Here is a 13,297-nt window from a genome sequence, read left to right as displayed (position 1 = left end):
TTGACGAAGACCGCGACCAGCCGCAAGCCGTTGAACTCCACGGCCGCGTCGCTGCTCGGATTTCTCCACGAAGGACCGATGTCGGGCTGGGATCTGGTGGCCAAGGCCCAGGACCGCATCGGCGACTTCTGGACGATCACGCAAAGCCAGGTCTACCGGGAACTGGCCGCGATGGACGCGGCAGGACTCGTGGAAAAAGGCGAACCGGGCGCACGGGAACGCACGCCCTACCTGATCACCGACGCGGGACGGGAAACCTTCCTGGAGTGGATCGCTCGCGACCCGGGCGGCGAAAACATCCGGTTCCCACTATTGCTCACGCTGTCTTTCGGCCACCATCTCGACCGCGCGCATCTGGACCGAATCATCGCCGCCAACAGGGAGATTCATCAGACGCGGCTGACCAAGTATCTCGGCGAGGACCCGACCGATCTGCCGCCCTACGCGCGTGCCACGCTGGATTTCGGCATCGGGTACGAACGCGCGGTGCTCGATTGGTTCGATCGCCTGCCCGAACTACTCGGGCGCTGACCGGAGCCAATCCCATACCTGGGCAACGTTTTCCATGACCACCGCGCCTTCAGGCAGCGCAGGTCGATCGATCATGACAACCGGCAACCCTGCCGCACGGGCGGCGGTCAACTTCGCAACGGTCTGATCGCCGCCACTGTCCTTGGTGACGAGCACATCGATGTGCCGGTCTGCCAGCAAGCGGGATTCGTCTTCGAGGGTGAAAGGGCCACGGACGAGCAATAGTTCGTAGCGCAGCGGGAGCGCGCCCTCGGGCGGATCGATAGCGCGGATCAGAAACCAGGGCTCGGTCAGTCCGGCAAAGGCGCCGACACCCTGACGGCCGATGGTCAGGAAGACGCGTTCGCCCACCTCACCGACCGTCTTCGCCGCAGCGGCGAGATCCGGTACCCGGGTCCACTTGTCGCCATCCTGCGGGGACCAACCGGGTCGCCGCAGATGGACGAGCGGCAGCCCCAGATCGGCCGCAGCCGCAGCGGCATTCGCACTGATGGTGCCCGCGAACGGATGGGTGGCATCGACCACGGTGTCGATCCCGTTGGCCACCAACCAGTCCCGCAGTCCCTCGAACCCACCGAACCCGCCGACCCGCACCTCGCCGACTGGCAACAGGGGGTCACGAACGCGACCGGCGAGCGAGGAGACGATATCGAATCCTTGCTCGCCGGAAGCGATGTGAGCGAGCTCCCGGGCTTCCCGGGTGCCGCCTAAAAGGAGGGTTTTCAGGGCTGGCCGCTGAAGTAGGCGATGCCCGCGTTCAGCAGCGACGGCCCGCCGGCGACGGCAAGACCGATGAGCGCGCCGAGCACGGCACCGGGCAGGATCCCGACACCGAAGAACAGGAAACCGATAGCGGCGCCGATCAATCCGCCGACCGCGGCACCGAGCGACGCGCGCTGCAGTTCGGCGAAGAACCATTCCTGCGCGCCGATGAACTCGGCGGCGACCGGAGCGTTCGCGGACGGCGCGACCTTCGGGGTCAGCGTCAGCTGCTTGGCATCGTCGGCGATGGCCGCGGCGATCTCGACCTGCTCGCCCTTGGCGGTCGCGGTGAGCGGAATGGTGGTGACGGCCTCGCCTGCGGCGTTGGTCAGGGTCACCGACTGCTTGTCGGCGGCCAGGCTGAACGCACCGCCGGTGACGCTGGTGACGACGGACTTGCCCGCGTCGGCCAGCTGCAGCGCGTAGCTGACACCCTGGTCGGTGCCCTTGACGCTCTGCGCGGCGGTGGTCTGATCCTGCACCGCGGGCGGTACCGGCGCGGCATACGCGGTACCCGCGGCGACGCCGGTGGCGGCGATGGCCAAAAGTGCGGTGGCGGCAAACTTCTTGTATTTCATCTATCTCCCCATCAGGAACCGGATTTCCGATCATGACCGGATCTCGGCCCCGACCCTACCCGCCGGACAGAACTCGTTTCACTCGCGGACCTCATTTCACGGCTGCGCTTTGTGCTATTTCACAACAAACCACTGCGTGACCGGGAGCTGCGGGCGCCAAGTCGTGAAGGATCCCAGCGACTCCGCGCGGTAGATCTGAAACTTCCGCAATGTACCGCCACGGCTGGCCGCCCAGCTGAGCAGCAGCGATTCGGATTCGGCGGTCACCGCGTTCACGACGAACCTGCCGCCCTGTCGCAGCTGCGACCAGCATGTCTCGAATAGGCCATGCTGAGTGAGTCCGCCGCCGATGAAAATGGCGTCCGGCGAGGCGGATTCGGCGCTCTGGTGCAATTCCTCGAGCACTTCGCCGCGTACGTCGATATACGGTACGCCCAGGGCCGCAGCGTTATCGACGATTTGCTGTCGCCGGTGCTCGAGCCGCTCGAAAGTGACTGCGCGGCAGGTGGGATGCGTGCGGCACCATTCGATCGCGATGCTGCCGGATCCACCGCCGATGTCCCAGAGCAGTTCGCCGGGGGCGGGTGCCAGTGCGGTCAGGGTGAGGGCTCGCACCTCGCTTTTGGTGAGTTGCCCATCGCCGCTGAACAGTTCGTCCGGCAGGCCGGGCAGTCTGGTCGCTCGGGTATGCGCGGGGTCGGCGACGCACCCGATGGCGACGATGTTCAGCGGGTCGCCAGCGGACCGCTGCCACTGTTTCGCGATCCCGGTCTCGACCCGTTCCGCCGGGCCGCCCAGCTGCTCGAGCACCGTCAGCGTGGAATCGCCGAAACCGTTGCGCCCCAATAGCTCTGCAACGTGCGCCGGCGTTTCCTCGTCGGCGCTGAGCACCAGCAGCCGCCGCCCGTCTGCCAGCTCGGGCAGCACCGTTTCCAGCGCTCGGCCGACCACGCTGACCACGGGCGTCTCTGCCAGCCCCCACCCGAGCCGTGCGCACGCCAACGACGCCGACGACGGCTGCGGCAAGACCCGAAGCGCGTTCGCCCCCAGCAACCGCGCCAACGTCACTCCGATGCCGTAGAACATCGGATCGCCGCTGGCCAGTACACAGATTCGGGAGCCGGCGTACCGCTCGAACAGGCCGGGCAGTGCGGGCACCAAGGGCGACGGCCACGCGACCCGCTCCCCTGCCGAATCCCGTTCCGGCACAAGGGCAAGCTGCCGCGATGAACCGAAGAGCACCTCGGCGGTGGCGATAGCTTCCCGCGCCGAACGGCCCAGCCCGTCCCAGCCGTCGGCACCAATCCCTGCCACGACCACCGGCGGGCCGGACCAGGTCACGGTCATCGATACCCCCCGCGCAGCGTCGCCGTCATTGGTGAGCACCAGGGAGTGACAGTCAATCGACCATTCATCGCGTCCGACGCCCGCTTCGACGCCGACCGCAGTCGGCACCGGGCGCTAAGCGCGGGCCTTGGTTCGCTGCCCCAGCCCGGACTGACCACCTCGCGGCGAAGCATCGCAGCCGGACTCACATCGCCGTGCCGCCCGCTCACCGCGGCATCCGGCGCCAGATCGCTTGGGGCAGAAGGCGCATAGCGAAGAAGACCGGGCGCAAGATCAGGGGCGTCCAGACGACACCTGTGCGCTTGTGCAGGCCCTTGACCACGGCGGCGGCCACCTGGTCCGGCGTGCTGGAGAAGGGGGCCGGCTCCATGCCCTCGGTCATCCGGCCGATGACGAAGCCGGTACGCACCAGCAACAGGTGAACGCCGGTGCCGTGCAAGGCATCCGCGAGTCCGCTGGCGAAACCGTCGAGTCCCGCCTTGGCCGATCCGTAGACGTAGTTGGCGCGGCGGACCCGCACGCCGGCCACCGAGCTGAAGACGACGAGCTGCCCTTCCCCTTGCGCGCGAAGCAGATTCGCGAGCGTGGTGAGCACGCTGACCTGAGCGACGTAGTCGGTGTGCACCACGGCGATCGCATGCGCCGGATCACGTTCGGCCCGCGCCTGATCGCCGAGCACACCGAAGGCGACCACCGCCACGCCGATCTGCCCGTACTCGGCCGTGAGCTTCTCCAGGAAGGCCGGATGGTTCGCTGTGTCGTCAGCATCGAATTCGACGCAATGCACGGCCGCCGCGCCGGCGTCGGTGAGCGCCGCGATCTGCTCCGCCAGGTCGCCGCTGCGCCGAGCCGCGAGGATCACCACCTGCCCCGGTGCCAGCCGCCGCGCCACCTCGAGCCCGATCTCGCTGCGCCCGCCGAGCAGCAGCACCGTCCCCTCGGCAATCCCTCGCATTCCCATGCGCCCAGTCTGTCATTCCACCCCCACCCACCCGCGCAACGGGACATACCGAGCCATATCCCGTGCGCAGCCGCTCGACTCAGCTCCGTGAGTGGCATATGGCTGCGGCGAACGCCACGAGACTTACCGAGCCATATCCCGTGCGCGACCACTCGACTCTGCTCCGTGAGTGGCACATGGCTGCGGCAAACGTCGACGAAGCGTCTCCATGGTGTGCCACTCACACATCGCTCCGGCTGCGCTCGACCACACGGGCACCGGCGCTCCGGCGTGACGTGTCGTCGACTCCCCCGTGCGTGCCCACCGGCGGTGTACGCGCCGCGCCCCTGTGCGGGACCACCCGGCGACACCGCTACGGTCTGGTTATGCCCACGCAGACCGCAGAACTTTCGCCCGCCGCCCTCGAATTCGTCACCGAGCGGCATCTGGCGACATTGACCACGTTGCGGGCCAACGGGACGCCGCATGTGGTTGCAGTGGGGTTCACCTGGGATCCGGAAGCCCGGATCGCCAGGGTGATCACCGACGGCGCGTCGGCGAAGGTGCGAAATGTGCGGCGGGGTGGATACACGGCGGTGAGCCAAGTCGAGGGGCGACGATGGCTCACGCTCGAAGGCCCGGCAACAGTGCTCGAGGACCCGGACGCCGTCGCCGAAGCGGAGCAACGCTACGCCGGCCGCTACCGAGTCCCCCGCGTAAACCCGACCCGAGTGGTCATCGCAATCCAGGTCGAGCGCGTGCTGTCCAGCTCCACCCTGATCGCCTCCGCGCCCGAGGCCAACGAACCGGCGTAGTACCGCCGCCGGGCGGAAGCGAGTCAGCCCGTCCGGCGGCGACCGGGCCGCGCGGACGCAAAACAGCTCGTCCGAACACAAGCGCGCCAGCCGAGCAGCGAATCAGGTCGTCCAGCCGCCATCGGGCCGTACGCCAAGCGAGGCAGCGCGCCACCCGCCACGCCGAACCGGTGACGAATCAGCGCCCGACTGCCACCGACCGAACGCGGAGCGAAGCAGCGCGCCCAACCTCATCAACCAGGCCGGACGGACAGAGAAGCAACACGCCCACCGGAACCAGGTTGAACGCGAAGAGACAAACCGCCCAACCGCGACCGGGCAGCGAAACAACCCGTCCAACCGCGACCCGGGCCGAACGGGCAGTGAACAGCCTTACGGCCGCCGAGCCAAGCGGAAGCGGCGGCGACCGGGCCGAGCGGACGCGAAACAGCTTGCCCCGAACTCAAGCGCGCCGGGCGGGCCGTGAATCGACCCGCCCGACCGCTACCCGTCGACTTACAGGACGGTCAATCCGTGGGGTCGCTGGTTCATGGACTCGCAGCCGTCTGCCGTGACCACGACGATGTCTTCGATGCGGGCGCCCCAGTCGCCGCGGAAGTAGATGCCGGGCTCGATGCTGAAGGCCATGCCTTGCTGGAGGACGAGGTCGTTGCCTTCGACGATGTAGGGCTCCTCGTGCACCGAGAGGCCGATGCCGTGACCGGTGCGGTGCACGAAGGCGTCGCCTAAACCGGCTTCGATCAACAGGTTTCGGGCGGCGGCGTCGACGGATTCGGCGGTGACGCCGGGGCGGACGGCGGCGACGGCGGCGGCTTGCGCGCGTTCCAGGGCGGCGAAGCGGGCGGCGATCTTGGGGTCGGGTTCGCCGAGGACGTAGGTGCGGGTGGAGTCGGAGTAGTAGCCGGGGTCGACCGGGCCGCCGATGTCGATGACCACCACGTCGCCGGACTCGATGCGGCGCTCGGAGACACCGTGGTGTGGGTCCGCGCCGTGCGGGCCGCTGCCGACGATGACGAACGCGGCTGCGGTGTGCCCTTCCTCGAGGATGGCGGCGGAGATATCGGCGCCGACCTCGGCTTCGGTGCGGCCGACCTGGAGGAACTCGCCCATCCGCGCATGCACCCGGTCGATGGCCGCGCCCGCTCGGCGCAGCGCGTCGATCTCCGCGGCGTCCTTGTTCATGCGCAGTTCGCGCAGCACTGGTGTGGCGGAGGCGGGCAGGCCGGTGAACGACGCGGCCAGCGGGATCAGGTGCAGTGCGGGCATGGCGTCGGCGACGGCCACCCGGGAGCCGACGTGCAGCGCCGACTTCACCAGTCCGTACGGATCGGTTCCGTCGACCCAGTCCAGGACGCGCAGGCCGAGTTCGCCTGCCGCGGATCCCTCCAGCGAGGCAAGTTCCAGCTTGGGGATGACCACCGAGGGGGTTGCGCCGTCGGCGGGGATAACCAGGCAGGTCAGGCGTTCGAACGATTCGGCTGCGGACCCGATCAGATACCGCAGATCCGGGCCGGGAGTGATCAACAAGGCGTCCAGATGGGCGGCCCGCATCAGCTCCACCGCCCGCTCCAACCGCTCACTGTAAATGTCCGCCGCGAACCTGGAATCCGTATGCGAGCTCATTCATCCGACGTTACCTGCCGCGCCCGGCCCCGCGAACCCGAACTCCCCGCTCGGCCCCGTACACCCGCACCGTCGTCGGCACGTCACACGGTCGCCGACCGATTGCAGAGGTGCGGGGTGGTAGGAAGACGGACGATGCCGAGCTGCTGGTATTCGTCGGCCCTTTGAACGCCGGTAAAGAAGTCGACCATCCGCCTCATCCATTCCGGTGCATTGAGCTGGGGACGCACGCGAATCGAGTGGGGAGCCAACGAACCGCCAATGCTGACAATGCACACGCACCGCCGACCGCCGGATACCTCCCGCCGACCGCTTGCCTGCCTTCCGCTTGCCGCCTATCGACGTCCGGCCTCCCTATTGCCACTCCCACCTGCCGACTGCCGACTGCTGCCTGCCGACTTCCAGCTCTCTCGGCCGCCGCTTCCGCGAGCCGTTTGCCGGCTGCCGCCTGCCCGCGTCCCGCTTGCCGCCTGCCCGCTTGCTGTTCCACCTCCCAACTTCCGGCTCTCCCGCTCGCCGCTTCCGCATCTCGCTTGCGCCTGCCGTCCCGCTGGCCGCTTCCCGCCTGCCGACATCCAATGCCGCCTGCCGACATTCCGCACTCCGCCTCCCCCTGCCGCCTCCGACTCCCCGCCTCACGCCTGTCGCTGGCCGCTGGCTGGCACTGCTATCGCCCGTCACGTTCGGATCGTCCGGGTTTGTCGGGGCTGGGAGGTAGCCTCAGCGCGTGACTTCTGCTGCGACTTCCGGTGGACCGCTGTTGCTCCTGGACGGGGCGAGCCTGTGGTTCCGTGCCTTTCACGCGATCCCCGAGAAGATCACCGCGCCGGACGGGCGGCCGGTCAACGCGTTGCGTGGGTTCACCGACATGGTCGCGTCGTTGATCACCAAGCACGCGCCGAGCCGGTTGGTGGTGTGCCTCGACTTGAACTGGCGACCGGCGTTCCGGGTGGAACTGGTGCCGTCGTACAAGGCGCACCGGCTCGACACCGCCGCGGACGCGGGGCCCGGGGCCGAAGTAGTACCGGACACGCTGACCCCGCAGGTCGACATGATCCTCGAGGTGCTCGAAGCGGCGGGCATCGCGACCGGCGGCGCCGACGGGCTGGAAGCCGACGACGTGCTCGGCACCCTGGCCACCCGCGAAACCACCGACGAGGTCGTGGTCGTCAGCGGCGACCGGGATCTGCTGCAACTGGTCCGGGATACCCCGCTGCCACCCGTGCGGGTGCTCTACGCAGGCCGCGGACTGGCGAAGGCCGAGCTGTACGGCCCGGCCGAGGTTTCCGCCAAATACGGTGTGCCGCTGGAGAACGCGGGCCGCGCCTACGCCGACCTCGCCACCCTGCGCGGCGACGCCTCGGACGGCCTCCCCGGTGTGGCGGGCATCGGCGAGAAGTCCGCGTCCATGCTGATCACCCGCTTCGGCTCCCTGGAAGCATTGGTCGCGGCCGTCGAAGACCCCGAAGCCGACCTGGCCCAGGGCATCCGCGCCAAACTCCGTGCGGCAGAAGAGTATTTGAAAGCAGCAGCCCCGGTAGTCCGAGTGGTCTGCGACGCCGACGTCGAACTCTCCCGCCCCGACACCCTCCCCACCGCCCCCGCCGACCTCGACCGCCTCCGCGAACTGGCCACTACCTACAACGCGGAAAGCCCGGTCACCCGCCTCATCAAGGCCCTCGCCGCCCGCACGGCCTAACCCCCAAAGCGCCACTACCGCAACCCTTCACGGCAGAGCTGTCCTTCGGCGAAATCCCTAAAACAGCACCACAGCCAGTCCCCACGCCGGAACCCACACCCTGCCCATCCCAGGTTGCGGAAGAGAAAGCCGGGAACACCACCCGACGCGCCCAGCACTATCCGGGCATCCCATCGACTGCCATCAACCCTGAGGTCAGCTCACCCCGGGAGGTCTTTGAGCGCGCGGGCCTAGACAGGTACACCCCAAGACACCCGCCAAGGTTCACCTCCACGATAGGAGCAATCAAGAACTCCCCAGGCGAACGGTCCAGTGAGCTGAAGACCTATCCCAGGTTTTCCCGTGAGTAGTGCTGGGCACGTCGGGTGCCGTACCCGGCTTACCTCCGCAGCCAGTCTCGCGGCGCTCAGTTCCAGCGTGGTCATCTGGCTGTGGTTGCGTTTCGAGAGCTCCGAAGGTGGAACACGTTGAGGGGTAAGGAGACTCCCAAGCCGTGCACATCATTCGCAGACGGTCAGCGCCCCATGAAGGGTGTACACGGTCTGCGAGATCACCCCAGCGCTGACGGTGCGGTGGTTGTCAGCAAGATCCGCACTGGCTCTCGGGATCCGCACTGACTACGGGGGTCCCAAGTGGGTGCGGATCCCGAGAGAGGGTGCGGATTTCGCTGCCAGCGGCCCGCTTTCATGACCGACGGGCATCGAGGGCGGGAAACACGAGTAAGCCCGCCATGACGTCCCACTCGAAGCCGGGCCAATCACCCAGCGGGACATAGGGGTCGGAAAAGGCGAGTAAGCCCGCCGTGACGCTCCCACTTGAGGTCGGCCCGATCAACCAGCGGGACATCGGGACATAAGGGTGGGGAAACGCGAGTGAGTCCGCCGTGATGTCCCACTCGGCATGCAGTTGCTCACCCAGCGGGACATAGCGGCGGCGAACCGCGCGCTTTGGTGCCACTGGGTCCCGTTGATCATGAACGGAGCTCCAGAGGATATGCGAAATCGCTCCGACGCTGGCGTAGCGGTGGTTGCCAGCAAGCTCCGCACCGACTCTCGGGATCCGCACACACTACGGGGGTCCCAAGTCGGTGCGGATCCCGAGAAAGGGTGCGGATTTGGCTGGCAGCGCACCGCTTTCATGATCGACGGGCACGGAGGGCGGGAAATCACGGAGTAAGCCTGCCGTGACGTCCCACTCGAAGCCGAGCCGATCACCCAGCGGGACACAGGGGCGGGAAATCGCGAGTAAGCACGCCATGACGTCCCACTTGCGGCCGAGCTGATCACCCAGCGGGACATAAGGGCGGGAAATCGCGAGTAAGCACGCCATGACGTCCCACTTGCGGCCGAGCTGATCACCCAGAGGGACATAAGGGCGGGGAAACACGAGTGAGTCTGCCGCGATGTCCCACTCGTCCACACTCACAGAAACGCCAACGGCCGGCCCACCGAAGTGGGCCGACCGGGAGGCTACTAGCGACAGGACCTAGTTCGGGCGGCCGACCTCGTAGGTTCCATCCTCCTTGGTGATCTTGATAGTCACCTTCTTGCCTTCGCCACTGACCTTCAGCTCGCAGTTGAAGGTGGCGTCGACCTTGACTTCCTGACCGGACGGGCAGGTGACGTCGCTGACGTCTTGGATGCCGTAGGAGTCGGTGAGCACCTTTTTGACGCCGTCCTGGACGGCGGCCTGGTCCAGCTTGTCCTTGGAGGTCAGCACGAGGACGAGGGCGACGATGGCGCCGATGACCACGACACCGAGCACGACCAGGCCGATGACCAGGCCTTTTCCTTTGCTCTGCGGCGGGGGCTGCTGCTGGCCGCCCCACTGTGGTTGCGGCTGCTGCTGACCCCACTGCGGCTGGCCCTGCTGCCAGTCCTGCGGCTGGGTCTGGCCCCATGGCTGGCTCTGCTGGCCGGGCTGACCCCACTGTGGGTTCGGCTGCTGACCCCATTGCTGCTGGCCGGGCTGTTGCGGCGGCTGACCCCACGGCTGCTGCGGCGGCGGCTGATCACCGCCCCACTGCTGGGTCGGCTGGGCCGAGGCCGGAGTCTGCGGCTGGCCGCCCCACTGGTGGGTGGGTCCTGCCCCGCCGGGTGCCTGCTGTCCACCCCACTGCTGGGTGGGATCGTTGTTGCGCCCCTCCCCGGGTTCGCTGGGTCCAAACGGGCCGCTCATCTGGTTGCCTCCACTCGCATCGTTGTACACACGGTAGCCCCCCGCGTGAGAACGGTCCGATATCTCTAGTCCTCCGCCACGGTCGGTACGCGAAAGAAATCAAATCACAATCGAATCCGCTACGCGGCGTCCACCGCGACGACACCCCGCCGGATCGCGCGCACCGCCTTCGCGGCGGTCGCGGCGACCTCCTCGTCGTCGGCGGTGTTGTGGATCTGGTCGAGCAGGTCGATCACCTGCCTGCACCAGCGCACGAAATCGCCCGCGGACAGCGGCGTGGCCTGATCACCGCTGGCGAGCAACGACTCGGCCAACCCGTCGCCGCGTGCCCACTTGTGCACGCCGGTGACGAAACCCAGATCCGGTTCCCTGGTCGGCGGCAGCTTGTGCCGCGCCTCGTCGGAGCGCAACTCGGACCACACGCGGATGGTCTCGCCGATCGCCCGCCGGATCGGTGCCGTCGGGCCCGTGACGCCGAGATATCCACCGTCCTGGCGGGATTCGAACACCAGAATGGATACGACTCCGGCCAATTCAGCCGGGCCGAGCCCACGCCACAACCCCTGCCGCAGGCATTCGGCGACCAGCAGGTCGCTTTCGGAGTAGATCCGGGCCAGCCTGCGACCGTCCGCGGTCACCTCGGATTCGTGCACGAACCCGCGTTCTTCCAGCAGCCCGAGGATCCGGTCGAAGGTACGGGCCAGCGAGTTGGTCGTTGCGGCAACCTTCTGGCGCATGGTCTCGGTTTCCCGGGCCAGCTTGTTGTAGCGCTCGCCGATGCGCGACATCTGCTCCCGATCCGCGCGGGTATGCGCCGGATGCGCGCGCAGACTGCGACGCAAAGTCGACAGTTCCCGGTCGTCGGCCGCCGACGCGCGTTTGCCGCGGCGCGGCCGGCCCGGCGCGGAGATCCCGGTGCTGCGCAGCGCCGACGCCAGATCGCGACGGGTCTGCGCGGTCCGGTGATCGACCCGCCGCGGCAACCGCATGTGCCCCAACGCCTCTGCCGGCACCGGGAAGTCGGCCACCGACACCCGACCGGCCCACTTGTCCTCGGTGAGCACCAACGGCCGCGGGTCACCCGGAGTCGCATCGGGTTCCAGGATGACCGCGAGCCCGGCCCGCCGCCCGGACGGAATCGCCACCACGTCACCGCGGCGCAACGCCGTCAGCGCCGCGACCGCCACCCCTCGCCGGTCGGACCGACCCTGCTGTTCGAGCTGCCGCTCCCGCTGCTTGATCCGTTCCCGCAGCGAAATGTATTCCAGGAAGTCACCATCGGCGCCACCGAGCTGATCGCGCAGCTTGCGCAGCGCGGACTCGTTGCGTTCGATACCGCGGACCAGCCCCACCACCGAACGGTCGGCCTGGAACTGCGCGAACGAACGCTCCAGCAGCGTGCGCGCTTCGGCAGCACCCATCCGGTCGATCAGATTGATCGACATGTTGTAGCCCGGCTTGAACGAACTGCGCAGCGGATAGGTCCTGGTGGAGGCCAGACCGGCGACCGCACTCGTATCGACCTCCGGCTGCCACAGCACCACCGCGTGGCCTTCGACGTCGATGCCACGACGCCCGGCGCGACCGGTCAGCTGGGTGTATTCACCGGGGGTGAGCTCGGCGTGCGACTCGCCGTTGTACTTGACCAGCCGCTCCAGCACCACCGTGCGTGCGGGCATGTTGATGCCGAGAGCCAGTGTCTCCGTGGCGAATACGGCCCGCACCAGACCTTTGACGAACAGTTCCTCGACGGTATGCCGGAACGCGGGCAGCATCCCCGCGTGGTGCGCAGCCAGCCCGCGGTGCAGCGCCTCGCGCCACTCCCAGTACCCGAGCACCTCCAGGTCCGCCTTCGGCAGGTCACCGGTGTGCTTCTCGATGATGTCGTCGAGCTGTTCGCGATCGTCTTCGCGGCTCAGGTCGAGCCGGGAACGCAAGCACTGAGCAAGCGCCCCATCGCAACCCGCGCGACTGAAAATGAAGGTGATCGCGGGCAGCAGACCCTCTTCGTCCAGCTTCGCGAGCACCTCCGGCCGCGGCAACGGACGGAAGTCACGCCGCGGACCGCCGCGCCCGTTGCGCGGACCATGCCAGCTGTTGGCCCGATCGGCCGCCTCACGCTGCTTGATGAACCGGACCAGGTCGCCGTCGACCAGCACCTTCTGATCGGTGGAATCGGTGTCGAACAGGTCGAACATCCGCCGCCCGACCATGACGTGCTGCCACAGCGGCACCGGCCTGGTCTCGTCCACCACCACCGCGGTGTCACCGCGCACGGTTTCCATCCAGGCGCCGAACTCCTCGGCGTTGGACACCGTCGCCGACAGGCTGACCAGCCGCACGTCCGGCGGCAGATGCAGGATCACTTCCTCCCACACCGCGCCACGGAACCGGTCGGCCAGGTAGTGCACCTCGTCCATCACCACGAACGACAACCCGCGCAACGCGTCCGAGGACGCGTACAGCATGTTGCGCAGCACCTCGGTGGTCATCACCACCACGGGCGCGCCCGGGTTGATCGACTGGTCGCCGGTGAGCAGGCCGACGCTGTCGCGGCCGTAGCGCTCGGTGAGATCGGCGAACTTCTGGTTCGACAGGGCCTTGATCGGCGTGGTGTAGAAGCACTTTCCGCCCGCGGCGAGCGCCAGATGCACAGCGAACTCGCCGACCACGGTTTTACCCGCACCGGTCGGCGCGCAGACCAGGACGCTGTGTCCCTCTTCGAGTGCCGCGCAGGCGGTGCGCTGGAAAGGATCCAGGCTGAACTTCAGCTCGGTGGAAAACTTCGCAAGCTCGCCCGTATGCGACCGGTGATGTGTCACCG

Annotated in this window: 10 protein-coding genes; 3 read left to right on the top strand and 7 right to left on the bottom strand. The window is 67.8% G+C overall.

The annotated features are described in order from the left end of the window. A complete protein-coding gene (locus IBX18_RS37320; RefSeq protein WP_194838130.1) occupies positions 1-531 on the top strand; it encodes a PadR family transcriptional regulator in 531 nt (176 codons plus the stop codon). On the opposite strand, the gene IBX18_RS37315 is transcribed toward IBX18_RS37320, so the two are convergent. The 4 genes from IBX18_RS37315 to IBX18_RS37305 form a co-directional block, all read right to left on the bottom strand. Beyond that, the gene (locus IBX18_RS37315; RefSeq protein ID WP_228542412.1) at positions 517-1,257 is read right to left on the bottom strand and encodes a cobalt-precorrin-6A reductase; all 741 of its coding nucleotides are present in this window, start codon (positions 1,255-1,257) and stop codon (positions 517-519) included. The two genes, IBX18_RS37320 and IBX18_RS37315, sit on opposite strands and share 15 nt — an antisense overlap. After that, on the bottom strand, positions 1,254-1,871 hold the full coding sequence (locus IBX18_RS42545; RefSeq protein WP_228542359.1) for a DUF6861 domain-containing protein: 618 nt from the start codon (positions 1,869-1,871) through the stop codon (positions 1,254-1,256). The genes IBX18_RS37315 and IBX18_RS42545 overlap by 4 nt, the downstream gene beginning before the upstream one ends. A 114-nt stretch (positions 1,872-1,985) precedes the next feature. Continuing rightward, complete coding sequence (cbiE, locus tag IBX18_RS37310; protein ID WP_194838128.1) at positions 1,986-3,218, bottom strand: precorrin-6y C5,15-methyltransferase (decarboxylating) subunit CbiE; 1,233 nt, start codon at positions 3,216-3,218, stop codon at positions 1,986-1,988. Positions 3,219-3,423: 205 nt separating this feature from the next. Beyond that, positions 3,424-4,179, bottom strand: coding sequence for an SDR family NAD(P)-dependent oxidoreductase (locus IBX18_RS37305; RefSeq protein WP_194838127.1), 756 nt, complete (start codon positions 4,177-4,179; stop codon positions 3,424-3,426). A 365-nt stretch (positions 4,180-4,544) separates the two neighbouring features. On the opposite strand from IBX18_RS37305, the gene IBX18_RS37300 reads away from it, so the two are divergent. Continuing rightward, positions 4,545-4,973, top strand: a complete 429-nt coding sequence (locus IBX18_RS37300) for a PPOX class F420-dependent oxidoreductase (RefSeq protein ID WP_194838126.1) — start codon at positions 4,545-4,547, stop codon at positions 4,971-4,973. Between the two features lie 495 nt (positions 4,974-5,468). Here the strand turns inward: IBX18_RS37300 and IBX18_RS37295 are convergent, their stop codons facing one another. Further along, on the bottom strand, positions 5,469-6,596 hold the full coding sequence (locus IBX18_RS37295; RefSeq protein WP_194838125.1) for a Xaa-Pro peptidase family protein: 1,128 nt from the start codon (positions 6,594-6,596) through the stop codon (positions 5,469-5,471). A 727-nt stretch (positions 6,597-7,323) separates the two neighbouring features. Between IBX18_RS37295 and IBX18_RS37290 the strand changes: the two genes are divergently transcribed. Further along, positions 7,324-8,295, top strand: a complete 972-nt coding sequence (locus IBX18_RS37290; protein ID WP_194838124.1) for a 5'-3' exonuclease — start codon at positions 7,324-7,326, stop codon at positions 8,293-8,295. A gap of 1,485 nt (positions 8,296-9,780) precedes the next feature. Here the strand turns inward: IBX18_RS37290 and IBX18_RS37285 are convergent. Both IBX18_RS37285 and IBX18_RS37280 read right to left on the bottom strand, forming a co-directional pair. Continuing rightward, positions 9,781-10,473, bottom strand: coding sequence for a DUF4333 domain-containing protein (locus IBX18_RS37285; protein WP_194838123.1), 693 nt, complete (start codon positions 10,471-10,473; stop codon positions 9,781-9,783). A 119-nt stretch (positions 10,474-10,592) separates the two neighbouring features. After that, positions 10,593-13,295, bottom strand: coding sequence for an RNA helicase (locus IBX18_RS37280; RefSeq protein ID WP_194838122.1), 2,703 nt, complete (start codon positions 13,293-13,295; stop codon positions 10,593-10,595). Between the last annotated feature and the right edge of the window lie 2 nt (positions 13,296-13,297).

Source organism: Nocardia sp. XZ_19_369, assembly GCF_015355715.1.
Lineage (GTDB): Bacteria > Actinomycetota > Actinomycetes > Mycobacteriales > Mycobacteriaceae > Nocardia.
This window is presented reverse-complemented; position numbering and strand designations above follow the sequence as displayed.